Here is a 23110-nt window from a genome sequence, read left to right as displayed (position 1 = left end):
GTAAATAATGGGGGCGTGGAAGAATGGATTTAATTTCTGAGAGAATGAAAAATGTATCACCATCGATTACTTTAGCAACAAGTGCAAAAGCTAAAAAATTACTTGCTGAAGGCATTGATATTATTGGCTTAGGGGTTGGGGAACCTGATTTTCAGACTGCGGATTCAATCAAAAAAGCAGCGATTCGATCTATTGAAAACGGAAGTGCTAGTTACTACACTGCAACGGCTGGTTTACCAGAGTTGCGTAAAGCGGTGTTACAGCGCGTTTTAGAAGATGAAGGACTTGTTTATGAAGACAATGAAGTTATCGTCGCAGACGGTGCTAAAAATGTGTTATATAATTTGTTTCAAGCTATTTTAAATGAAGGTGATGAAGTTTTAATTTTAGCACCTTACTGGGTTAGCTATACAGAACAAGTGAAATTAGCGGCAGGACAACCTGTTGTGATTGAAACACAACCTGAAAATGATTATAAGGTAACTGTGGCGCAACTTGAAGCACAGCTATCTTCCAAAACAAAAGCCCTTTTACTGAATTCTCCTTCGAACCCAACTGGGATGATTTATACAAAAGAAGAGTTGGCGGCAATTGGAAATTGGGCAGTTAAAAATAATATTTTAATTGTTTCAGATGAAATTTATGGCAAACTGATTTATAATGGACATGAGTTCATTTCGATTGCGACGATATCTGATGAAATTAAAGCTCAAACTATTTTAGTGAATGGTGTTTCAAAGACTTATGCAATGACAGGGTGGCGGATTGGATACGCTTTGGGGAATGCGAAGATTATTAAAGCCATGATTGATGTGGCAAGTCATTCAACTAGTAATCCAACAGCAGCGAGTCAATATGCAGCGATTGAAGCATTAAGTGGCGATCAAGAGATTGTTGAAACGATGCGTCAAGCTTTTGAAGAACGATTAAATGTAGCTTATTCACTATTGTCAGCTATTCCTGGATTTGATGTCAAAAAGCCACAAGGAGCTTTTTATTTATTTCCTAATGTCAAAAAAGCAGCGATGGCTTGTGGGTTCTCATCTGTTGATGAATTTGTCGATGAACTTTTAATGGAAGCTCATGTAGCGGTCGTCCAAGGTTCTGGGTTTGGTGCACCAGATAATTTTAGAATTAGTTATGCAACAGATTTAGTAACATTAACTAAAGGGATTGAGCGAATAAATCAGTATGTACTAGAAAAAATGAATGACTAAAAAATTCAGTTGAACTAAAGGAGCAAGCAGACGTGAAGAGAATTACGATTAATGAAGCAAAAAATTATGTTGGTGAAGAAGTAGAGATTGGAGCATGGGTGGCAAATAAACGCTCAAGTGGTAAAATTGCCTTTTTACAATTACGAGATGGAACAGCTTTTTTCCAAGGAATCGTAGTAAAAAGTGAAGTTGGCGATGATGTTTTTCAATTAGCAAAAGGTTTAAATCAAGAAACATCAATTATGGTTAAAGGAACGATTCAAGAAGATAGCCGCTCAAAATTCGGTTACGAAATTGTTGTCAGTGGTGTTGAAGTTATTGGTGAAAGTCATGACTATCCAATTACTCCTAAAGAACATGGAACTGAATTTTTAATGGACCATCGTCATCTTTGGTTACGTTCTTCAAAACAACATGCAATTATGCAAATTAGAAATGAATTGATTCGTGCAACATACGAATTCTTTAATAAAGAAGGATTTATGAAAATTGATCCACCTATTTTAACAGCAAGTGCTGCTGAAGATACAACAGAATTATTCCATACTGAGTATTTTGATGAAGAAGCTTATCTTTCTCAAAGTGGTCAATTGTATATGGAAGCAGCTGCAATGGCTTTTGGTAAAGTCTTTTCATTTGGTCCAACATTTAGAGCTGAAAAATCTAAAACTCGTCGTCATTTGATTGAATTTTGGATGATTGAACCAGAAATGGCCTTTATGGATCAAGATCAAAGCTTAGAAGTCCAAGAACAATACGTTGCTTATTTAGTCCAAAGTGTTTTAGATAATTGTGATTATGCATTAAATGTCTTAGAACGTGATAAAGAATTATTGAAAAAATATACAGAGTTGCCATTCCCAAGAATTTCATATGATGATGCTGTTAAGTTATTAAATGAAAATGGCTTTGATGATGTTAAATGGGGAGATGACTTTGGTTCACCTCACGAAACCTTTATTGCTAGTTCATTTGATAAACCAGTCTTTATTTTGAACTATCCTAAAGCGATTAAACCATTCTATATGAAGCCACATCCTGATCGTGATGATGTTGTTTTATGTGCAGATATGATTGCTCCAGAAGGTTATGGAGAAATCATTGGTGGTAGTGAACGTGAAGTTGATTTTGATAATCTATCAGCTGCAATTAAAAAATTCGGTTTAACAGAAGAAGATTACGCTTGGTATTTAGATTTACGTAAATATGGAACAGTTCCGCATTCTGGTTTTGGCTTAGGTCTTGAAAGAGCGGTAACTTGGATTAGTGGTACAGAACATATTCGTGAGTCAATTCCATTCCCACGTCTATTAAATCGTATCTATCCTTAATATGAAAGCAGATGTTACCTATTTATTAGGTAACATCTTTTCTTTTCATTGATCAGTTGTTTTACCACAAAAAATAGCGTAAGATAATGAAGTAAGGAGTTTGATGAAGATGAATAATCAAGTGTTACAAAAATGGTTAAAAGCGGGAGACACAACGGTTTCTAATGTTCTATTAACCTATTACCGTCAAATAGGTCTAAGCAATGAAGAGCTTGTTTTAATTATCCAATTAAAAGCGATGATCGATCAAGGGAGTTTATTTCCCGATACCAAACAAATTGCAGATCGAATGGGCAGCTCAACAGACCAAGTTTTTCAAGGTATCCATGAGTTGATAAAGAAACAAGTCTTAACTATCGAAACGGAAACAAGCCCTGATGGGAAAAGTCAGGATTATTATAGTTTAACCTTACTTTGGGATAAATTAGTCATTTATATCCATCAAGAAGAGCAAATAAAAAAACAATCTGATTCGATTGATCAAGAAAAGAATTTATATGAACAATTTGAAGCAGAATTTGGCAGACCGTTATCGCCGATTGAAATTGAAACGATTGGAATGTGGCTAGATGAAGATCATTATGCGTTGGAATTAATCGAGTTGGCTTTACGAGAAGCTGTTTTGAGCCAAGTTTATAGCTTGAAATATGTTGATCGAATTTTGTTAAGCTGGGAACGCAAAAATATACGGACAAAAGATCAAGTATTAAAAGAGTCTGAAAAATTCAGACAAAATTCAGCACCAGCGAATCAAGTAAAAAAAGCAGCAAAAAATGAATCTACCATGCAAGTACCTTTGCATAATTGGTTGAAAAATGAGTAGTCAGTAGAGGAGGTAGAAGTTTGTTCTCAAAAGCTAAAACAATTCATGCTATTGAAGTGATGGGGGAGATGTTCCCTAATGCTAAATGTGAATTGACACATAAAAATCCCTTTGAATTATTAATTGCGGTGATGCTAAGTGCGCAAGCAACAGATATTTCAGTTAATAAAGTCACACCGCATCTATTTGAAAAATATCCAACTCCAGAAGCCTTTTTGGCTGTTCCAGTGGAAGCAATCATGGATGATATTAAGACGATTGGTCTATTTCGTAATAAAGCTAGACATATACAGGGATGCTGTCGTAAGTTGATTGAGGAGTTTAACGGTGAGGTGCCAAAAACGAGAAAAGAGCTTACTTCTTTACCAGGTGTAGGTATCAAGACGGCCAATGTTGTACTAGGAGATGCTTTTGGTGTACCTGCTATAGCTGTTGATACCCATGTTGAACGAGTAACAAAACGCTTAGGGATATGCCGCTTAAAAGATTCGGTGGGTGAAGTGGAAGCAACATTAATGAAAAAATTACCCGAATCAATGTGGGTTGAAGCCCATCACCGTCTTATTTTTTTTGGTCGTTATCATTGTACAGCTAGGAGTCCTAAATGTGATATTTGTCCGTTATTAGAAGAATGTCGTGAAGGCAAACAACGGATGGGTATTTAAAAATAAATAAAAAGTTCTCTCTCAAAATAAAACTATTTTGAGAGAGAACTTTTTTTATTCAATGATTAAAACCAATTTTTAACAAAACTAGTCAGTCCAGCTAAAAATGGAATGGTTTCTTTACTGCCACTTTTAGCGTTGGTATTTCTTGCGGTCCCTCCAGGAGGCGGTGTGCCCTCTGGGTCAGGAACTTCCTCACTGCTACTGCTAGAACTGCTACTTTCTGGTTCTGATGAAGAAGATGTAGCAGATGAACTGCTACTGCTTGAACTAGACGAACTGCTTTGACTAGAACTATCACTAGAAGAATCTTTTGCTGGCGGTTCTTCAGTTGTTTTTGGTACTTGAACTGAAGTGGATGCTGCAGGTCCAGTTTTTCCATTTGCGCTAACAGAAAGGCTAATACTTACTTCACCTTCAGGAGGTGATAAGACCGTATAATTTAAATCACTGGTTGTATAACTTTGTCCACCGACTGTTAGAACATAACTTGGTGTACCTGAAGCTTGTAACTTGTATGCATCCCAAGAAATTGAAATGCTGTTCTTCGCTTTATCGTAGCTAGCCGTTAATCCTGTTGGAGCAGTTAATGCTTCCCCGTAAGAAATTGATGTTTCTGTAGGAGCAAACCCTTTGACAAAAAGTTCATTAACAATACTACTTTGTGGTGTGTTTGGTCCTGGCTTTTTAGCAGGATTAGAACCGTTTTCTACAGCGGAAGAGACAACTGTACTTGGCTTTTTCCAATCTTTTGTTTCGATATTTGCTGAAACGTGGGACATTAATTCTTTATAAATTAAGCCTGGTAATTTTTGTGAAGTCGGATTTAGATCATGATTATCTGCATTTGGATCATCATATCCTACCCAAACAGAAATTGAGTAATTTGTTGTATATCCGCTGAACCAAGCATCTGGAGCAGAAGAATCAGGGAACTTAGCCGCAATTGTATCATCGTAATTAGTTGTTCCGGTTTTACCAGCTTGTGGTAAGTTTGGAATTTGTGCGTTTGTTCCCGTTCCGCTTTTAATGACATCTTTCAGCATATCAGTCATCATGTAAGCAGTTGAATCTTTCATTGCTTCTGTACCTTTGGTTTTTAAATCAATTTCAGAGTCATTTTGTAAGACAACTTTGCTAACTGCATAAGGTTCATAATACGTCCCACCATTGGCAAAGGCTGCATATGCCGCAGATAATTGAAGAGGGGTAACCTCACCACCAATAGCATTAGATTCGACTAAGCCGTTGGTAACTCCATCAGGTTGCTTAATATCGATTCCTAATCCTTGTAAGAATGTATTCGATTTATCTAAACCGACTTCTTGCAAGGTTTTTAATGCTGGAATATTTCTCGAATCTTCTAACGCTGTTCGAATGGACATTTGACCTCGATAGCGTTTGTCATAATTGGCAATTGGCGTTCCATCAGAATAAGTGTAAGGTCCGTCAATTACTTGTTGATAGGTTGAATAATTTAAATAGTCAATTGCTGGCCCGTAGGCAGATAAAGGTTTCATTGTTGAACCAACACTACGTTTTAAATCAGTAGCGCGATTTAAGCCACGTTGAGCAGTTTGTTTGCGACTTCCACCTAACGCTTTAATTTGTCCAGTATTTACGTCTACCATTGAGACACCAGCTTGCAATTGATCATCTGGATAAGCAATATAGTCTTCTGTATTTAAGGTATCATAAAGATGTTTTTGCGCATCCATATCTAAGTTTGTATAAACAGTTAATCCATCAGTGAAGACATCTAAATCTGTTTTTTTCGTAACCTCTTCAATAACCTGTTCTAAATAAGCATCAATCACTAAATCATCTGAACTATCGGCTTGATGTTCCACAAGACCCGTCGTTACATCTTCTGCTTTAGCCGCATCACGCTCACTTGCTGTAATTTTTTTATTGTCATACATAGCGTCTAAGACCAAGTTGCGACGTTTAGTTGCTTCCTCAGGATTCGTGTAAGGATCATAGGTGTTAGGAGCTTGTGGCATACCAGCTAATAAAGCCACCTGAGCTAAACTTAATTCAGTTAAAGGTTTTCCAAAATAATAGGTACTAGCTTTGGCCATACCGTAATTATTATTAGCAAGATAGATTTTATTAATATAAAATTCAAGGATTTGTTCCTTTGAAAATTTGCGCTCTAATTGAATAGCAAGCCAAGCTTCTTGAGCTTTTCTTTTTAAGGTTTGATCTGAGGCTTTTGTGGAAAAGACTGAAAGTTTAACTAATTGTTGGGTTAATGTACTTCCACCTTCGGAAGCAAATCCACCAGTTAAATTGGCAACGACAGCCCCGCCAATTCGAATGGGATCAATACCGAAATGTTTATAAAAACGGCGATCCTCAATGGAAGTAATGGCGTCTTTAAGTTGTTGAGGAATCTCATCCCCTTCAGCGACTTCACGATTTTCACTTCCAATTTCTTTAATAACCTGACCCTTACTATCTAAGATTTTAGATGAAATCACGCCACGTAAATCTTTTTCAGTTAACGTTGGGGCAGAAGAAGCATAATAAGCAAATAATGCTACGCCAGATGCTAGTCCGATAACGCCGATACCAACAATACTTAAAATGATTTTTTTCCAAAGTTTCATTTTAGGTTTTCCATTTTTTTTAACTTTAGTTGTTGTTTTCTTTTGTTTCTGTGCAACTCGTGACATCTCGTCATTGTTATTGTCCATCATTTATCTACTCCTTCAAAAGACGATTATTCGTCCGCTTTTTCAATAATTAAATCAACTGCATCTAAATACGGGATGCGAGGGGATAACCCATAATACAATTCATAGCCAGATTTTTCAAGTTCTTCTAATGGAATTGACTTGCGACCTTCATTATTTTGTAAGTCCCAGAATGAAATTAGCTTGGTTGCCTCAAGCAAAAAGAGCCGATTAGATAATGAAAAACGCAAGAGAACAAAACAAATGGCTTGTTGCTCGATACATTGTTTCATATGAGTTATTTGGTGCTCATGGAAATTTTTCAAAGGAAAAGATTGTTTGTTTTTCGTTTCCTTCGCTTCGAAATCTAAATAAAAACCTTTATATACCCCATTATAATCTGTTGTAGAAGCTTGTCTAAAATAAGCTTCTTTAATTACCGCAGCGCTTCTTTTTGGATAATCCACTTGCACGATTTGAACAGGTGTTGGTTTTTTATGGATAACCGCTTTTCCAAAAGCTAGATAGCTTTCATTGCTAGCATTTATATCCTCTTCCAAGGTCATTCCACGTTTGGCAAAAGAATGATCTTTTTTCGGGGCTTGCTTTTTTTTGCTAAATTCGGCACTATTAGTATAGCTCTTACCGTTTGGATATTTAATAGCCACAAATAATCACACTCCTTTTTCTATTATATCAAATTATAGGCGGTAAAGAAAAGTAGAAGGCTGGTAGCTTATGTCAAATTTAATAATCAGTGGATATCGTTCTTTTGAATTAGGTGTATTTAAAGAGGATGATCCTAAAATAATAGTCATAAAAAAATGTTTAAAAGAAAATTTAATAAACTTGATTGAAAATGGGGTTGAATGGATTTTAGTTGGTGGACAATCTGGCGTAGAACAATGGAGTGCAGAAGTAGTCAATGAATTGAAATCTGATTATCCAGAAATCAAACTAGGGGTTATTTTTCCGTTTTATGAGTTTGGCTCTAACTGGAACGAACAAAATCGAATGAAATTAGAAAAAATTAAAGGATACGCAGATTATACAGATAGCACTTCGCATAAACCATATGAAAATCCGCTCCAATTAAGAGCGCATCAACAATTTTTATTAGACCATAGTGATGAAGCTTTATTAGTTTATGACCCCGAATTTGAAGGGAAAACAAAATACTTATATGAAGCAATTCAACGTAAAGCAGATCAAGTTAACTATCCTTGTTCCTTGATTGACTTTGATCAATTGCAAAATAGTAGTAGTGATTTGTAAAATTAGTTTTTTTTTACTGTTATTTTTGGTACAATAGCATTAAGTTACAAAATTGTGTTATAATCAATTTGTGAGAGTATGAAAAAATGAGGTGTAACCATGGCAAATAGAAATTTAACCACAAAAGATATTTTACAAAAAGAATTTAAAACAGCAATGCGCGGCTATAGTCCAGCGGAAGTTGATGAGTTTTTGGATAATGTAATCCGCGATTACGAATCGTACAACAAAGAATTAACGCAACTGAAAGCTGAAAATGAGCGTTTACTTAGTAAAGTTGACGAATTAACTAAACAAGCGACTGTTGCAAAACCAGCGTATTCAGCACAACCGAATACAACAGTAACTAATTTTGATATTTTAAAACGCCTTTCTAACTTAGAAAGACACGTATTTGGTTCAAAATTAGACGATACAGATGAATTATAAGTTTAAATTTAGTTAAATGAATAAAAAATTCAATAAAATTTGTAAATTTTGGGTAATTGCGGTCTAGCTAGACTAGGCTGAGGAAAGTCCATGCTCGCACAAGCTGAGATGCTTGTAGTGTTCGTGCTTAGCGAAAAAATAAGCTAAGGCCTTTATAGAAATATAAAGTAACGGCAGAAAAAAAGTGCTAAGGTTACTTGTAACTATGCCTGAGTATTCTTGAAAAGTGCCACAGTGACGAAGCATTAGTGGAAACGCTAATGGTGGAACGCGGTAAACCCCTCGAGCGAGCAACCCAAACTTTGGTAGGGGCACTCTTTCTAAGGAATTCAACGAGAGAAAGAGGCAAGTAATTGCAGACAGATAATTACCTCCGGATAAAAGAGACCCTGACTTTTTATCTGAGACAGAACATGGCTTACAGAAATTTACAAATTCAGGAAGGCTCCATCTTCTTTTGAAGGTGGCGCTTTTTTATTTAGTTTAGTTTGTATCAACCGATCAAATTTTTGTGAAATCGCATCTAAAAAGTGCTACAATAGGAAAGAACTGTTTATAAATAAGTTTTTTGTAGATAGAGGAATGAAATAAACTTATTTTGATCAAGTAATCAAAATAGAAGTGAGGAATTTAAATGAAAAATTTTCAACTTGTTGCAACGGCAGCTAGTGGGATTGAAGCTCTTGTCGGGAAAGAAATTAAAGATTTAGGGTATGAGTGTCAAGTAGAGAACGGTAAGGTCTTTTTTAAAGGAACAGAACGTGACATTGCTAAAACCAATTTATGGTTACGCACAGCAGATCGAGTTAAAATTATTGTTGGAGAATTTGATGCGTACGAATTTGATGAATTATTTGAAAAAACGAAAGCTCTACCGTGGGAAGATTTATTGCCGATGGATGCGCATTTTCCTGTAGCTGGAAAATCGATTAAATCAAAACTATATAGTGTTTCAGATTGCCAAGCGATTGTAAAAAAAGCGATTGTTGACCGGTTAAGTGATGTCTACCATCGGAATACTCGTTTGCCTGAAACAGGTGCCTTGTATCAATTAGAAGTGGCTTTGTTAAAAGATAAAGTTACCTTGACTTTAGATACTACTGGACCAAGTTTGTTTAAACGTGGCTACCGTACCTCTAAAGGTGGCGCTCCGCTAAAAGAAAATATGGCAGCGGCGTTAGTTATGTTAACAAGTTGGAGAAAAGACCGCCCTCTATATGATCCTGTATGTGGTTCTGGAACGATTCCAATTGAAGCAGCCTTGATTGGGCACAATATTGCACCAGGCTTTAACCGTAGTTTTGCGGCAGAAGAGTGGGAATGGTTTGATAAAGAGATTTGGTCTGAAGTACGTACAGAAGCTGAAGGTTTAGCGGATTATGACGTTGAATTAGATATTGTAGGGACAGATATCGATGGCTATATGATTGAAATCGCACAAGAAAATGCTATTGAAGCTGGTTTAGGAGATAGCATTACCTTTAAACAAATGCAGTTAAGTGATTTTACTACCGATAAAAAATATGGAGTAATTATTGCAAATCCACCATATGGTGAACGTTTAGGTGAAGAGGAAGCTGTTCATACTCTTTATCGTCAAATGGGTACGACTTATCGTCCACTAAAAACGTGGAGTAAGTATATTTTAACAAGTGATTTAACTTTTGAAAGTTTTTATGGCGAACGTGCAACTAAAAAACGTAAATTATACAACGGTGCTTTAAGAACCGATTTCTTCCAATATTGGGGAGAACGTCCACCTCGTGCACCGCGTAAACAGGAGGACTAAATATGACAGAATTAGAACAACAAATACAGGGATTTTTAGGTTTATTAAAAGAAATTTCATTGCTAGAAGAAACAGATGCTTTATTAGGTTGGGATGCATTAACAGGTATGCCAGAAGATTCTAGTGAGCACCGCTCAGAAGTAACTAGCTATATCGCTGGTTTAGCTTTTGAAAAATCAGTTTCTAAAAGTATGGCCGATTACTTGACTTATTTAAGCCAACATCAAGAAGACCTGAACTCTGATTTGAAAAAAATGGTTGAAATTGTTCAAAAGAACTATGATTTAAATCATAAGATTCCACAAGCTGAGTACCAAGAATTTATTAAAGTTATTTCTCAAGCAGATAGCTCTTGGCGCAAAGCTCGTGATGCACAAGATTTCACTATTTTTGAACCTTCATTAGCTAAAATTATTGCTTTTAAAAAGAAATTCATTGAGTATTGGCATAAGGATGAAAAGACGCCTTATGATGTTTTATTAAACCAATATGAGCCAGGGATGACTGTCGAGATTTTAGATGCTGTTTTTACTGAACTTCGTGAGGGGATTCAAGAAATAGTAAAAAAAATCAACGAAAAAGGAACAACTCCAACAACTGATTTTTTAAGTCGGTATATCAGTATTGAAAATCAACGAGCTTTTAGTATAAAAGTGATTGAAAAAATGGGTTATCGCTTTACCGCGGGTCGTTTAGATGATACGACACATCCTTTTATGGAAAGTATGAACCGAAATGATGCACGAATCACAACAAGATGGGATGAACATAATTTTAAAATGGCTGTATTTGGCATTATTCATGAAGCTGGTCATGGTATATATGAACAAAATATTGCTGAACGTTTTGATTACACTCCTTTGCGAGGAGGAGTATCAATGGGGATTCACGAATCGCAGTCATTATTTTACGAAATTGTGATGGGTAGTGATAAGAATTTTTGGCAGGACAACTATGAATTGCTTCAATCATATAGTGTAGGAAAACTAGATGACATTGATTTTGAGACATTCTATAAAGGTCTTCATAAAACAGCGCCATCTTTGATTCGAATTGAAGCAGATACGTTAACCTATCCATTGCATATTATTATCCGTTATGAGATTGAAAAGCTGATTTTTAATGAAGGGGTGTCTGTTTCTGACTTGCCGCAAATTTGGAATGAAAAATATCAAGAGTATCTAGGGATTACACCTGAAAATGATACAGTTGGTATTCTACAAGATGTGCATTGGAGTGGTGGCAGTTTTGGCTATTTCCCATCGTATGCTTTAGGCTTTATGTATGCAGCTCAATTACAACATTCTATGGCTCAAGAAATAGACTTGGCAGCTATCTATAAAACGGGTAACTATGAACCAATCCGTCAATGGTTAACGGATAATATTCATCAATATGGTTCTCTTAAAGAACCAAATGAATTAATTAAGAATGCAACAGGCGAACCTTTAAATCCTCGTTATTTATTGGCATTGCAAGATAAGATTTACCAAGAAGTTTATCACTATTAAGCAAATTAAAAGGCTAAGAATTCTCAGTTAAGAGAATTCTTAGCCTTTTTTTCAATCTTTTGTAGCCAAATTATGATCTATTTGTTTTTTGTGTTAAATAAATAGTTGGACCAACTATTGAAAAGATAAAGGCAGAAAAGAAAAGAGTGTGAAGGCTATCCGAAGAAACTCTAATTGAACTTAAACCACCAAATAAAGTGACTACTGCGGCCCAAATTGCACTAGAACCAACTCGTCTAGCTAATCTAAATTGTTGTTGAATTTTTAATTTGCTAGGATTCCCTTTTGGTTCTTTGGCTAAAATCCAAAGCATTTTGCCTTTATAAATCAAACGACCTAAAATAAAAAGAATCAGTGAAGTTAGTAGCAACATAGCAATACCTGCATTATCAGAGGCTGATCTAGCTGTTAATAGGACTATCATAATTAGAACAACTCCTTTATTGTTTTAAACTGGAAGAGCCAACATAAGCAAATGAACTATTCCTTAGTTTTAGTATACTGTTTATTCATAAAAATTCAATCAATTGAGCTTTTTTGTTCAATTGATTTTAACCTTTCTTGTAAAGCTTGACGAGCCATATGATCTGCACCTTTATTTTGATTTTCAGCTACCCAATTAATAAAAGTTAATTCAAAAGGAGCTAAAAGAGAACGGATTTGACTTAAGTATAGTTGATAATTTGCTTTTTTTGCGTAATTGCGCTCAACGGCTCTAGCTACAATTTGGCTATCTGTATAGATCATTAATGTGCCAGCTTGCATATTTTGTTCTTTTAAATAGGTTAAACCACAAATTAAGGCTTCAAATTCAGCTTCATGATTGTCTAATAAGTTTGTTAATGGAAAAGCAAGTTGATCATAAATATTTTCCCCAATCACGACAACTCCAGCGCCGCTTGGGCCAGGGTTCCCTTTAGTGGAAGCATCAGTATATAGTTTTAACATAGTTAGCTCCTTTTAAATAAGTTTAATAAGACAAGTGTAAAAGTTTCATGAAAGAAAAGCTAGTGTTTTATCTTTTATTTATATAAATAAAAGATTTTGTTTACGTATTTATCCAAAATAATACTTACTTCCTTTGTTTTTTTACATAATTTATTCTTAAGATTATTGGTTTATGATTTTCTTAATGGCATCCTCTTTTAATCTGTGATACTATGTAAACAGTGGAGTAACGCAAAAAGGAGTGAGCACAGTTTTGAAAAATGAAGATAAAAAAAATTATCGACTTTCCTTAGAGCCTGCGTATCAAGTTATTTATTGGTCTGTAAGTTCAATCCTATTTTCTATTAGCTTAATTGGAATTTTAGAAATACAGCGTGCAAATGCGATTAGTATTATTTTTGCTCTTTTATTTGTCACTAGTGTTTATTTAGGGATGGGCTCACATTTGATTATCCAACAAAATAAAATTTATTTGAATTATTTAAGAGGAATTAAAAAGACAGATATTTCGATTGATGAGATTGGACATGCGACAGTTTATCGTTGGGGACAAGACTTAGAGATGAAAAACGATGAACACTCAGTTGTGCTTTATTTTTTCAATAAAAAGAATAAGCAATTATTTTGGAAAAAATTTCTTGAAATGTACCCGGAAGTTTCTGTGACTAAAGATGAAGACACAGTTTCTTATATTCATGGAGCAACCGTGGAAAATAGAATGGATACTGTAAAAAAAGCTACAAATTAATAAAACTCAAACCTGATAAATGGTTTGAGTTTTATTTTTTAGTTTTCATCATTTTTCTTGTGTTATAATAGGTTTATTGTTAAAAATGAGTAGAAAATTCTTATGATAAACCCGAAAAAAATAATAGGTGGAATAAGGAGCATAGGAATATGGAGTCAAAAGTGAATCCAATTTATTTTGAAAATCGAGAAGAATGGCGGCATTGGCTGCTAACGAATGCGGATAAATGTACTGAAATTTGGTTTTTATTTCCTCTAAAAGCATCACATAAAAGTGGGGTTTCCTACAACGATGCCGTAGAAGAAGCTTTATGTTTTGGCTGGATAGATAGTACGGTAAGATCATTCAATGAAGAGTTTAAAGTTCAAAGGTTTTCTCGAAGAAATCCTAAGAGCACCTATTCCCAAGCAAATAAAGAAAGACTACATTGGTTAATGGCTAACCAACTCATTCATCCAACTATTCTAGATGAGGTGTCAAAAGTTCTTTCAGAAACATTTGTTTTTCCAGAAGATATTCTGTGCCTCTTAAAAGAAGATCAAGAAGTTTGGGAAAATTATCAAACATTTTCAGATCCCTATAAACGTATTCGAATTGCTTATATTGATGCTGCGCGGAAACGACCAGATGAATTTCATAAAAGATTGAATAATTTCATTCGAAAGACGAAACAAGGAAGCCAAATTAAAGGCTACGGAGGTATTGATAAATATTATTAAAGAAGAACTTTTTGAAAGCGGAAAAAGATAAAATCCCCACAAAGTATTTTTTACTTTGCGGGGATTTTTCTATGAGCTTTTTATTCAATAATTATTCTTTTTCTAAAACATTCACTTGGGTAGCTTGTAAACCACGGGTGCCTTCAAGTACAACAAAACTGACATGCTGTCCTTCTGAAAGAGTCTTAAAACCTTCTCCTTCGATTCCGGTAAAATGGACAAACAAATCTTCACCATCATTATATTCAATAAATCCGTACCCTTTTTCAGTACTGAACCACTTGACTGTTCCATTTTCCATATGTACATGTCCCCCTATACTCGTAATGGTAGTGACCATTCAAAAGAGTTATTGTCTGGCTACCTTCATTATAGAAAGATTCCGCTCCCACGTCAATTATAATCGCTGATAATTATAAAATAAATACTGATTTATACAATCGGGTTCCTTTTTACCAAGGTTGTATTGTATAATTGACCCAGATAGATTGAAACTAATCACGATTAGTTTGGAAAACGGGGGAGATTTTGAATGACTTTATCAGATATTGAAATTGCACAACAAACAGAAATGGAACCAATTGAAAAAATTGCGCAGAAAATAAATTTAGAGAGTGATCACTTAGAGCTTTATGGGAAGTATAAAGCAAAAATAGATTTTGAAACACTTGAAAAGAGTCAAGAAGGCTCAACGGGTAAATTAATTTTGGTGACAGCAATCAATCCAACTCCAGCTGGCGAAGGGAAATCAACGGTTACAATTGGTTTAGCAGATGCTCTAAGTCGTCTTGGTAAATCCACTATGATTGCATTAAGAGAGCCTTCTTTAGGTCCTACAATGGGAATCAAAGGTGGTGCTGCTGGTGGCGGATATGCTCAAGTTGTTCCGATGGAAGATATTAATTTGCATTTTACTGGCGATATGCATGCGATTACTGCAGCAAATAACGCGTTATCTGCTTTAATTGATAACCATATTTTTCAAGGAAATGAATTATTGATTGATTCTCGTCGCGTTATTTGGAAACGGGTTGTTGATTTAAACGATCGTGCCTTACGACATGTGACAATCGGTCTTGGTGGTCCTTTACAAGGGGTACCTCGCGAAGATGGTTTTGATATTACGGTAGCGAGTGAGATTATGGCAATATTATGTTTAGCTACAAGTTTAAAGGATTTGAAAAAAAGATTATCAAAAATTGTAGTTGGCTATACCTATCAACGTCAGCCAGTTACTGTCAAGGATCTAAAAGTTGAAGGTGCTTTAACATTGCTTCTAAAAGATGCGATCAAACCTAATTTAGTTCAAACATTAGAACATACACCTGCTTTAGTTCATGGTGGCCCATTTGCTAACATCGCGCATGGATGTAATAGTGTCTTAGCAACCCGAACAGCGTTACATTTAGCAGATTACACTGTGACTGAAGCTGGATTTGGTGCAGATTTAGGCGCTGAAAAATTCCTTGATATAAAAGTCCCACAGTTGAAAAAAGCTCCTGATGTAGTCGTTGTTGTGGCGACTATTCGCGCGTTAAAAATGCATGGTGGCGTTCCTAAATCTAATTTAGCTAGTGAAGATGTGGAAGCCGTTGAAATTGGATTTTCAAATTTACAAAAACATATTGAAAATATGCAAAGCTATGGATTGCCAGTAGTTGTGGCAATTAATGAATTTGTCAGTGATACTGTTGCTGAGGTCCAAATGGTAAAAGAAAAATGTCTAGCATTAGGTGTTGAAGCTGCATTAACTTCAGTTTGGGAGAAAGGTTCTGAAGGTGGTGTAGCTTTAGCAGAGGCTGTTTTAGCAGAGATAGACCATACACAGGTTTTTTCTCCTTTGTATGATACTGACAATGAAACTATTGAAACCAAAGTTACGAAAATTGTTCAAAAAATATATGGTGGAAAGGGTGTTGCCTTTTCTAAAAAAGCCTTAACACAAATGAAAAATTTCGAAGAAAATGGTTGGGGTAATTTACCTATTTGTATGGCTAAAACCCAATATTCTCTTTCGGATGATCCCAGTTTATTGGGGTGTCCATCCGACTTTATCGTGACAATTAGAGAATTTGTTCCAAAATTAGGAGCTGGATTTATTGTTGCTTTAACGGGTGATGTAATGACGATGCCTGGTTTGCCTAAACAACCTGCAGCTTTGAATATGGATGTTGCAGAAGACGGAACAGTATCAGGCTTATTTTAAATAGATAAATGCAGAGAAACATAGATGAAAATCTTTTGTTTCTCTATTTTTAATGAAATGGTCAAATAAAAGGTGTTTTAGACGGGAATTATTTTTGAGGTAAACGAAATAAAAAATAAATTGTTGACTGTGTGGTTACCACATAGTTTATGCTAAAGCAAGGAGGTGGGAAACATGATTAAATTAACAAGTGGACAAGTAGCGCAATTAACTAACATTTCTAAATCTACATTAAGGCATTATGTAGACAAAGAATTGGTAACACCGTCTGTTTCAAATGAGAATGGGTATCATTTTTTTACGGAGAAAGATCTTTATATGGTTTTTCAAATAAAAATGTTACGGACGATTGGTTTTTCAATTGAGGAAATTCGAACTAGTTTTAGGGTTGATTATTTTGGAGATCATTTTGATGAAATTTATAATCGAACAAAAGATCAAATTGATGAACTAGAAGCTATAAAGGACAAACTATTAAAATTAAAAGAAATAAAAAAATCTATTACAATAGGAAAAACTGAAGTTGTTTTTTGTTCAGATAGGTATTTAAAAAAACTACCAGAATCCTATCAAGTAGGTATGTTTCAACTTGACTATCAAACGTTAAGTAAGTTAAAACAGAGCGATTTTGATCTAAGTGCTGAACTTTATTATATGTATCATAAAACTACTGGCGAAACTCTTTCGTACTATGAAGGTTCCTCTAGTTCTTATGATAAAAAGTTAGAAGCTGGAAACTATGCAGTTAAACATTTTTTAGCGAATAGTGAACAAAAGTTTGAAGAAGAAGTAGCTGCTTTTATGAAAGATTCTCTATTTTTATTAGGCTTTGTAGCTACTAATGATCTTTATATACATGAGAATAGTTATTTATCTTTGGGGTATTCAGATGAAATGGTTTATTCTATAGAGGTGAGAGTGAAATGACATTTAAATTGCATGATTTAAAAGAAGGGGATATTGATGACTCCGTCTTTTCAAACCTAATTTTAGAAGGATTTAACGAAAAATTCACCCATAAGTTGTATGCTAAGCACTCAGTAGAACATTTTAGTCGTGCTCTAGCAAATTATTATTACGCTAACGCGCAAATTATTTTCATTTTAGAGGGTGAAGAGGTTTGCGGATGTATTGTTTTATCGAATCAGAATGTCAAAATAACTCACCTATTACGGCATTTTTTTGAGTATTCATTGGGAATAGCTGATTGTTTTCGTGCGCTTTTTTTAGTGATGCTGTTAAGCCATCGGGTGGCAAAGTCAGAATGCTATATTGAAATGCTCGTTGTTCGTTCAATTGATCAAGGTAGAGGATTTGGGAATAGATTAATTGAAGAGGCACAAAATAGATTAGCTATAGATAAAACGTTGACTCTTTATGTAGCGAATAAAAACAAAGCCGCATACTATTTATACAAAAAGAAAGAATTTCATTTAGAAAAGATTATTTATAGCAGAGTAAGTGAGTATATTATGGGAGTTTCTAAATGGTCGTTTATGCGCTATAGAAAGGACAGTTCTGATGATTAAAAAAATTGTTTTAAGCCTTAGTTTAGTTTTAATCGCAATACTTGCTGTTTTTCTTGTAGGGAATGATTACCAAATGAAAGAACAAAGGGTTAGCATTCCAACAACTGGTGGCACATTATCAGCTGTGATTACAGCACCAAAAAAGCAAAAAATTAACGGTGTTGTCGTATTTGTTCATGGTGATGGACCTCAAGAAGCCACGCAAGAGGGTGGGTATAAACCCTTGATGGAACGTTTTGCAAAACAAGGATATGCATCTATTTCTTGGGATAAGTTAGGCGTAGGTCAATCAAGTGGAAATTGGTTAAGCCAATCGATGGATGATCGTGCAAAAGAAGTGGAACAAGTCATTAAATGGTTGAAAGAGAACAAACCGGAAATGGTAGATAAAATTGGGTTATGGGGAGCTAGCCAAGCAGGATGGGTCATTCCCAAAGTATTGAATAGTCAAGAAGATATAGCTTTCTCTATCCTTGTAGCGCCAGCAATTAATTGGCAGAGCCAAGGGAAATACAACACTATGGAGGAACTAAGAGCAGCTGGAAAATCAGAGCAAGAACTTCAAAAAGCAGGTGTTGATTTTGATGCAGAGTCTGAATTGATAAAAAAGAATAACAGCTATCAAGACTATTTAAAAAGTGGCGGAGAGTATGATTTGTCAGAGGATCGTTATGGGTTTATTCAAAGAAATATAAATTCTGATGCGTCGAAAGATTTAGAGGGAGTCCGTTCAAAGATTTATCTGGTTCTTGCAGAAAAGGATCAAAATGTTGATTCTGATGAAACAAAACGTATTTATTCACAGAAAATTGCCAATGCTTCCTTACAAGTTAAGGTGATTAAAAATGCAGAGCATATGATGTTAAATCCTAAAATAGCGCACTCTTCATTTCTAATTCAGACGATTGGTTTATTTTTGCCAAAATATTTTTTGATTAATGAAGACTATTTAAATTATTGTGAACATAGTTTGAAAGAGCAACAAGAAGAGTTTTAAGCGATTTTGAAAGGTAGTGAGTTAGTGGATACAATTTTGACTAAAAAGATGATTGAAGAAGCTAAAAGAAAAACGGAGAAATACGTAGTTGAAGGATTTTTAGCTGGACAAGGTCCTAAAAATCCTAAGTTTATGCTGATTGGGGAAGCTCCAGGAGAAGTTGAAGCGATGGAAACAGGTGTGCCTTTTTCTGGACGAGCGGGCAAGGAATTAATGCGTTTTTTTGATTTATTAGAAGTAACTAGAGAGGATGTTTATATCACAAGTCCTTTTCGAAGTAGACCTTATAAAATAAAAGAAAAACTGGATCGAAAAACTGGTGAAATAACATCTCGGAAATACAATCGGGCCCCAAATAAAAAAGAATTGTTGGCCCACGCTCCATTGATAGACTACGAAATTGATCAGATTCAACCACCTTTCATTTTAACGATGGGAAATATAGGCTTGCAACGTTTGCTTGGAAAGGATAAAAAAGTTGGACAGGTCCATGGCGAATTAATTATCAGCCCTATTCTTAAATTAAAAAATAATGGTTTAGATGGATATGAATGGACTGAAAAAGAATATGCAATTTTTCCAACTTTTCACCCAGCGTCTATTTTTTATAATCGTCAATTAAATGAAAAAATTCAAGCTGACTTACTGCTATTTAAAAAACTTATTCAATCAAAAAATGAGAGATAGTTCGGAGTTTCAAACTAATTTTCAAAAAGCATACTCGTCTGAGGGAATCCATGTTAAAATAGGGAGGATATAGTTTTAGATAAAAGGAAGTGGTGTATTCAAGATGAAAGATATAAAAGTACTGAATCTGACGAAAACATATGGCGAAAAAACATTGTTTGACGACATTTCTTTTACAATAAATGAAGGCGAACGAGTTGGTTTAATCGGAACTAATGGGACTGGTAAGACAAGCTTGTTGAATGTATTAACCGGAATTGATGGGGCTGAAAAAGGCGATATTCAAACAGCAAAAGATTATCGAATTGGTTATTTAAAACAGCATCCAGATTTAAATCCTGAACAAACGGTTTTCGACGCGGTGTTTGATGGAGATACGCCAATTTTAGTAGCCGTTCGTGGCTATGAAAAAGCCTTAGAGCGCTTAACTTTAGACCCTATGAATGAGAATTATCAAAATCAATATAGCCAAGCTGAACAAGAAATGAATCGTCACGATGCTTGGATTGCCGATACAAATGCTAAAATGATCTTAAATCAACTGGGTGTAAAAGATTTAGAACAATCTGTTGCAACTTTATCTGGTGGACAACGTAAGCGGGTTGGGTTAGCTCAAGTCTTAATTCAAGCTCCGGATTTATTGATTTTAGATGAACCGACCAACCATTTAGACTTTGCTACAATTAGTTGGTTGGAAAAATACCTAAGTAGTTATCGTGGCGCGTTATTATTAGTAACACATGATCGTTATTTCTTAGATCGTGTTGTCAATCGCATGTTAGAGCTATCTTATGGAAAACTAACAAGTTATACAGGAAATTATGAAAGCTATGTTAGAGAGCGTGCAGAACGCCAATTAGAAGCTGAAAAACAGGATCAAAAACGTAAACAACTCTATTTAAAAGAGTTAGATTGGATGCGAGCTGGTGCAAAAGCTCGAACTACCAAACAACAAGCACGAATTGATCGTTTTCATGATTTAGAAGGCAATCTTAACCAAGCGAAAAGCGATGGAAAAGTTGAGATAAATATGGACGGTAGTCGTTTAGGAAAACGTGTTTTTGAATTAAAAGATGCTAGTTTAACTTTAGATGATCATGTTATTTTAAACGAATTCAATTTACTTGTTCAAACGCGAGATCGTATTGGAATTAGTGGGTTAAATGGTGCTGGTAAGTCGACACTATTAAATACGTTAGCCGGTCGTTTTATTTTAGATAGTGGTGAAATGATTGTTGGAGAAACTGTTAAGATTGCGTATTATACCCAAATGACTGAAGATATGGATCCAACCAAACGTGTTATTCAATATTTGCAAGAAGTTGGTGAAGAAATTGAGACAACCAATGGAACTCGAGTAAGTGTAACGGAATTATTAGAACAGTTTCTATTTGACCGTCACATGCATGGTGCGCTTATCAGTAAACTTTCTGGTGGTGAGAAAAGACGGTTATTTTTACTAAAACTGCTTATGGAACGTCCAAATGTTTTGTTATTAGATGAGCCAACCAATGATTTAGATATTGCGACATTAACTGTGTTGGAGGATTACATTGAGACCTTCCCAGGAGCTGTTATTTCTGTTTCACATGATCGTTACTTTTTAGATAAAACAGTGGAACGTTTACTGATTTTTGAAGGAAATGGTATTATCACACCTTATTTAGGGAGTATTACAGAATATATTGCTCTAAATAAAGATACACCTGAAACTCATGAAAATAAAAAAGCGATTGATCCAGTTGCAGCAGCAAATGCAAAGGATTCGGAAATAAAAAAAGAAAAAGTGAAACTAACTTTTACAGAATTAAAAGAATGGGAAACTATAGAAGAAGAACTTGAATCTTTAGAATCAGAGATTGAAGATGTGAAAGTTGCTATGGCTGAATCAGGAAGTGATTTTACAACTCTGCAAGAACTACAGGTGAAAATGCAAAAATTAGAAGAAGATTTAGAGAATAAAATGAATCGTTGGGACTATTTAGGTCAATTTGTAACGGATTAACGGAGGGAAATAATGTGGAAAAAGAATATTTAGCATTAGGAAAAAAAGTAATGGAAACTGGGGCTGTTAAGACTGATCGAACAGGAACAGGAACTAAAAGTCTCTTTGGTTACCAAATGCGTTTTGATTTAGCCAAAGGTTTTCCTTTGTTAACAACAAAGCGCGTACCAATGGGTTTAATTAAAAGTGAGTTGCTTTGGTTCATTAAAGGCGATACAAATATCCGTTATTTACTCCAACATAATAACCATATCTGGGATGAATGGGCTTTTGAGCGATACATTAAAAGTTCAGATTATGTAGGTCCAGATATGACTAATTTTGGACGTCGTGCAGTAACTGATCCTGATTTTAATGCAATTTATCAAGTTGAGTTGGAAAAGTTTTGTACTCGCATTTTAGAAGATGAAGCTTTTGCTGCCATTTATGGTGAATTAGGAAATATCTATGGGTCCCAATGGCGTAATTGGAAAACAACCCAAGGGGAAACGATTGATCAGCTGAAAGATGTCATTGAAATGATTAAAAAAACACCAGATTCAAGACGTTTAATTGTTTCAGCTTGGAATCCAGAAGATGTTCCTTCAATGGCTTTGCCTCCATGTCATACACTATTCCAGTTTTACGTAGCAGATGGAAAATTAAGTTGTCAATTGTATCAACGTAGTGCAGATATTTTTCTAGGTGTTCCTTTTAATATTGCTAGCTATGCTTTATTAACACATTTAATTGCTCATGAAACTGGCTTAGAGGTTGGAGAATTTGTTCATACGCTAGGTGATGCACATTTATATTCTAATCATATGGAACAGATGACTGAACAATTGTCACGAGATATTAGAGAGTTTCCAACGTTGAAATTAAATCCTGACAAAGAAAGTATTTTCGATTTTGATGTCGCAGATATAAAAATTGAAGGGTACGATCCTCATCCAGCAATTAAAGCACCAATTGCTGTATAGAAAGAAGCATGAAAGGATGAATAGTGATGATTGCATATTTATGGGCGCAAGATGAGCAAGGCGTGATTGGCAACAAAGGAACCTTGCCTTGGAGTTTACCAAATGATTTGAAATATTTTAAAGAGATGACAACTGGAAATGCGATTGTAATGGGACGAAAAACCTTTGAAGGTATGGGTAAAAGACCATTACCAAATAGAATTAATATCGTACTAACTACGGATCTTGGGTACGAAGCAGAGGGCGTAACTGTGATGCACACTCGAGAAGAAATTCTTGATTTTGCTAAAAATTACGAGAAGGATACATTTATTACTGGTGGCACAGGTGTCTTTAATGCTTTTATTGATGATGCAGATATTCTCTACCGTACAATGATTAAGGGGACGTTTGAAGGAGATACAATTTTTCCAGAACTCGATTGGTCTGAATGGGAAATAATTTCAGCTGATCCTGGAATTTTAGATGAAAGAAATCGCTATCCACATGTTTTTGAAGCTTATAAACGCAAGTGAAAAAGAGGTTGAGACAAAAGTCATAAAATAGCAGAAACCGCATGAAATCGATTTTTACAAATGTTGATTTCATGCG

General features: G+C 35.1%; 23 protein-coding genes and 1 other RNA gene. 19 read left to right on the top strand and 5 right to left on the bottom strand.

Annotated elements, in window-relative coordinates; all coding sequences use genetic code 11:
* The first annotated feature begins 23 nt into the window (after positions 1–23).
* The 4 genes from MHI00_RS09055 to nth all read left to right on the top strand — a co-directional run bounded on the left by MHI00_RS09055 (position 24) and on the right by nth (position 4036).
* The gene (locus tag MHI00_RS09055; RefSeq protein WP_341112965.1) at positions 24–1217 is read left to right on the top strand and encodes a pyridoxal phosphate-dependent aminotransferase; all 1194 of its coding nucleotides are present in this window, start codon (positions 24–26) and stop codon (positions 1215–1217) included.
* A gap of 32 nt (positions 1218–1249) precedes the next feature.
* The gene (asnS, locus tag MHI00_RS09050; RefSeq protein ID WP_010051222.1) at positions 1250–2548 is read left to right on the top strand and encodes an asparagine--tRNA ligase; all 1299 of its coding nucleotides are present in this window, start codon (positions 1250–1252) and stop codon (positions 2546–2548) included.
* Positions 2549–2657: 109 nt separating this feature from the next.
* Entirely contained in the window at positions 2658–3371 is a 714-nt protein-coding gene (locus MHI00_RS09045) for a DnaD domain-containing protein (protein WP_056998752.1), read from the top strand.
* 20 nt (positions 3372–3391) lie between these two features.
* On the top strand, positions 3392–4036 hold the full coding sequence (gene nth, locus MHI00_RS09040) for an endonuclease III (protein WP_010051225.1): 645 nt from the start codon (positions 3392–3394) through the stop codon (positions 4034–4036).
* A gap of 65 nt (positions 4037–4101) precedes the next feature.
* Here the strand turns inward: nth and MHI00_RS09035 are convergent, their stop codons facing one another.
* Positions 4102–6738 carry a PBP1A family penicillin-binding protein gene (locus MHI00_RS09035; protein ID WP_135054934.1) on the bottom strand — a complete coding sequence of 879 codons (2637 nt, stop codon included), beginning with the start codon at positions 6736–6738 and terminating at the stop codon, positions 4102–4104.
* Between the two features lie 23 nt (positions 6739–6761).
* Positions 6762–7382 (bottom strand): Holliday junction resolvase RecU, encoded by a 621-nt coding sequence (gene recU / locus MHI00_RS09030; protein ID WP_010051228.1) that lies wholly within the window; start codon positions 7380–7382, stop codon positions 6762–6764.
* A 70-nt stretch (positions 7383–7452) separates the two neighbouring features.
* On the opposite strand from recU, the gene MHI00_RS09025 reads away from it, so the two are divergent.
* The 5 genes from MHI00_RS09025 to MHI00_RS09005 all read left to right on the top strand — a co-directional run bounded on the left by MHI00_RS09025 (position 7453) and on the right by MHI00_RS09005 (position 11718).
* Complete coding sequence (locus MHI00_RS09025; protein ID WP_015076278.1) at positions 7453–7989, top strand: DUF1273 domain-containing protein; 537 nt, start codon at positions 7453–7455, stop codon at positions 7987–7989.
* 99 nt (positions 7990–8088) lie between these two features.
* Positions 8089–8418, top strand: coding sequence for a cell division regulator GpsB (gene gpsB, locus MHI00_RS09020; RefSeq protein WP_010051232.1), 330 nt, complete (start codon positions 8089–8091; stop codon positions 8416–8418).
* Positions 8419–8462: 44 nt separating this feature from the next.
* Positions 8463–8844, top strand: an RNA gene (rnpB, locus tag MHI00_RS09015) — RNase P RNA component class B.
* Between the two features lie 208 nt (positions 8845–9052).
* A complete protein-coding gene (locus MHI00_RS09010) occupies positions 9053–10207 on the top strand; it encodes a THUMP domain-containing class I SAM-dependent RNA methyltransferase (protein ID WP_015076279.1) in 1155 nt (384 codons plus the stop codon).
* 2 nt (positions 10208–10209) lie between these two features.
* Entirely contained in the window at positions 10210–11718 is a 1509-nt protein-coding gene (locus MHI00_RS09005; protein WP_341112944.1) for a carboxypeptidase M32, read from the top strand.
* A gap of 70 nt (positions 11719–11788) precedes the next feature.
* On the opposite strand, the gene MHI00_RS09000 is transcribed toward MHI00_RS09005, so the two are convergent.
* On the bottom strand, positions 11789–12142 hold the full coding sequence (locus MHI00_RS09000; RefSeq protein WP_015076281.1) for a hypothetical protein: 354 nt from the start codon (positions 12140–12142) through the stop codon (positions 11789–11791).
* Positions 12143–12237: 95 nt separating this feature from the next.
* The gene (locus tag MHI00_RS08995; RefSeq protein WP_010051240.1) at positions 12238–12666 is read right to left on the bottom strand and encodes a ribonuclease HI family protein; all 429 of its coding nucleotides are present in this window, start codon (positions 12664–12666) and stop codon (positions 12238–12240) included.
* A 253-nt stretch (positions 12667–12919) separates the two neighbouring features.
* Between MHI00_RS08995 and MHI00_RS08990 the strand changes: the two genes are divergently transcribed.
* Both MHI00_RS08990 and MHI00_RS08985 read left to right on the top strand, forming a co-directional pair.
* Positions 12920–13414: an EbsA family protein gene (locus MHI00_RS08990; protein WP_010052955.1), complete on the top strand. Its 495-nt coding sequence runs from the start codon at positions 12920–12922 to the stop codon at positions 13412–13414.
* Positions 13415–13563: 149 nt separating this feature from the next.
* Positions 13564–14133 (top strand): YdeI/OmpD-associated family protein, encoded by a 570-nt coding sequence (locus MHI00_RS08985; RefSeq protein ID WP_010052954.1) that lies wholly within the window; start codon positions 13564–13566, stop codon positions 14131–14133.
* A 91-nt stretch (positions 14134–14224) separates the two neighbouring features.
* Here MHI00_RS08985 and MHI00_RS08980 read toward each other — a convergent pair whose 3' ends face one another.
* Positions 14225–14434 carry a cold-shock protein gene (locus MHI00_RS08980; RefSeq protein ID WP_015076283.1) on the bottom strand — a complete coding sequence of 70 codons (210 nt, stop codon included), beginning with the start codon at positions 14432–14434 and terminating at the stop codon, positions 14225–14227.
* Positions 14435–14665: 231 nt separating this feature from the next.
* Here MHI00_RS08980 and MHI00_RS08975 point away from each other — a divergent pair, with 231 nt between their 5' ends.
* The 8 genes from MHI00_RS08975 to MHI00_RS08940 all read left to right on the top strand — a co-directional run bounded on the left by MHI00_RS08975 (position 14666) and on the right by MHI00_RS08940 (position 23034).
* A complete protein-coding gene (locus MHI00_RS08975; RefSeq protein ID WP_341112935.1) occupies positions 14666–16339 on the top strand; it encodes a formate--tetrahydrofolate ligase in 1674 nt (557 codons plus the stop codon).
* A gap of 174 nt (positions 16340–16513) precedes the next feature.
* Positions 16514–17266, top strand: a complete 753-nt coding sequence (locus MHI00_RS08970) for a helix-turn-helix domain-containing protein (protein ID WP_057000373.1) — start codon at positions 16514–16516, stop codon at positions 17264–17266.
* Positions 17263–17868, top strand: a complete 606-nt coding sequence (locus MHI00_RS08965; RefSeq protein WP_341112931.1) for a GNAT family N-acetyltransferase — start codon at positions 17263–17265, stop codon at positions 17866–17868. Before MHI00_RS08970 ends, MHI00_RS08965 begins: the two co-directional genes overlap by 4 nt.
* Complete coding sequence (locus MHI00_RS08960) at positions 17861–18865, top strand: alpha/beta hydrolase family protein (protein ID WP_341112930.1); 1005 nt, start codon at positions 17861–17863, stop codon at positions 18863–18865. Before MHI00_RS08965 ends, MHI00_RS08960 begins: the two co-directional genes overlap by 8 nt.
* A gap of 48 nt (positions 18866–18913) precedes the next feature.
* Positions 18914–19552, top strand: coding sequence for a uracil-DNA glycosylase (locus MHI00_RS08955; protein ID WP_229251980.1), 639 nt, complete (start codon positions 18914–18916; stop codon positions 19550–19552).
* 103 nt (positions 19553–19655) lie between these two features.
* Complete coding sequence (locus tag MHI00_RS08950; RefSeq protein WP_056998759.1) at positions 19656–21557, top strand: ABC-F family ATP-binding cassette domain-containing protein; 1902 nt, start codon at positions 19656–19658, stop codon at positions 21555–21557.
* 14 nt (positions 21558–21571) lie between these two features.
* Complete coding sequence (locus MHI00_RS08945; protein WP_015076291.1) at positions 21572–22519, top strand: thymidylate synthase; 948 nt, start codon at positions 21572–21574, stop codon at positions 22517–22519.
* Positions 22520–22545: 26 nt separating this feature from the next.
* Positions 22546–23034: a dihydrofolate reductase gene (locus MHI00_RS08940; protein WP_015076292.1), complete on the top strand. Its 489-nt coding sequence runs from the start codon at positions 22546–22548 to the stop codon at positions 23032–23034.
* Positions 23035–23110 lie beyond the last annotated feature (76 nt).

This window comes from Carnobacterium sp. FSL E2-0243 (assembly GCF_038003605.1).
Lineage (GTDB): Bacteria > Bacillota > Bacilli > Lactobacillales > Carnobacteriaceae > Carnobacterium > Carnobacterium maltaromaticum.
This window is presented reverse-complemented; position numbering and strand designations above follow the sequence as displayed.

Excerpts from the sequence above, each read along its gene's own strand:
- MHI00_RS08960 (WP_341112930.1), top strand. The coding sequence starts at position 17,861 with ATGATTAAAAAAATTGTTTTAAGCCTTAGTTTAGTTTTAATCGCAATA.
- MHI00_RS08955 (WP_229251980.1), top strand. The coding sequence starts at position 18,914 with ATGATTGAAGAAGCTAAAAGAAAAACGGAGAAATACGTAGTTGAAGGA.
- MHI00_RS09005 (WP_341112944.1), top strand. The coding sequence starts at position 10,210 with ATGACAGAATTAGAACAACAAATACAGGGATTTTTAGGTTTATTAAAA.
- MHI00_RS09010 (WP_015076279.1), top strand. The coding sequence starts at position 9,053 with ATGAAAAATTTTCAACTTGTTGCAACGGCAGCTAGTGGGATTGAAGCT.
- MHI00_RS08980 (WP_015076283.1), bottom strand. The coding sequence starts at position 14,434 with ATGGAAAATGGAACAGTCAAGTGGTTCAGTACTGAAAAAGGGTACGGA.
- MHI00_RS09045 (WP_056998752.1), top strand. The coding sequence starts at position 2,658 with ATGAATAATCAAGTGTTACAAAAATGGTTAAAAGCGGGAGACACAACG.
- MHI00_RS08975 (WP_341112935.1), top strand. The coding sequence starts at position 14,666 with ATGACTTTATCAGATATTGAAATTGCACAACAAACAGAAATGGAACCA.
- MHI00_RS08950 (WP_056998759.1), top strand. The coding sequence starts at position 19,656 with ATGAAAGATATAAAAGTACTGAATCTGACGAAAACATATGGCGAAAAA.
- gpsB (WP_010051232.1), top strand. The coding sequence starts at position 8,089 with ATGGCAAATAGAAATTTAACCACAAAAGATATTTTACAAAAAGAATTT.
- MHI00_RS08985 (WP_010052954.1), top strand. The coding sequence starts at position 13,564 with ATGGAGTCAAAAGTGAATCCAATTTATTTTGAAAATCGAGAAGAATGG.
- MHI00_RS09055 (WP_341112965.1), top strand. The coding sequence starts at position 24 with ATGGATTTAATTTCTGAGAGAATGAAAAATGTATCACCATCGATTACT.
- MHI00_RS09035 (WP_135054934.1), bottom strand. The coding sequence starts at position 6,738 with ATGATGGACAATAACAATGACGAGATGTCACGAGTTGCACAGAAACAA.
- MHI00_RS08940 (WP_015076292.1), top strand. The coding sequence starts at position 22,546 with ATGATTGCATATTTATGGGCGCAAGATGAGCAAGGCGTGATTGGCAAC.
- MHI00_RS08965 (WP_341112931.1), top strand. The coding sequence starts at position 17,263 with ATGACATTTAAATTGCATGATTTAAAAGAAGGGGATATTGATGACTCC.
- MHI00_RS08970 (WP_057000373.1), top strand. The coding sequence starts at position 16,514 with ATGATTAAATTAACAAGTGGACAAGTAGCGCAATTAACTAACATTTCT.
- MHI00_RS09000 (WP_015076281.1), bottom strand. The coding sequence starts at position 12,142 with ATGATAGTCCTATTAACAGCTAGATCAGCCTCTGATAATGCAGGTATT.
- MHI00_RS08995 (WP_010051240.1), bottom strand. The coding sequence starts at position 12,666 with ATGTTAAAACTATATACTGATGCTTCCACTAAAGGGAACCCTGGCCCA.
- MHI00_RS09025 (WP_015076278.1), top strand. The coding sequence starts at position 7,453 with ATGTCAAATTTAATAATCAGTGGATATCGTTCTTTTGAATTAGGTGTA.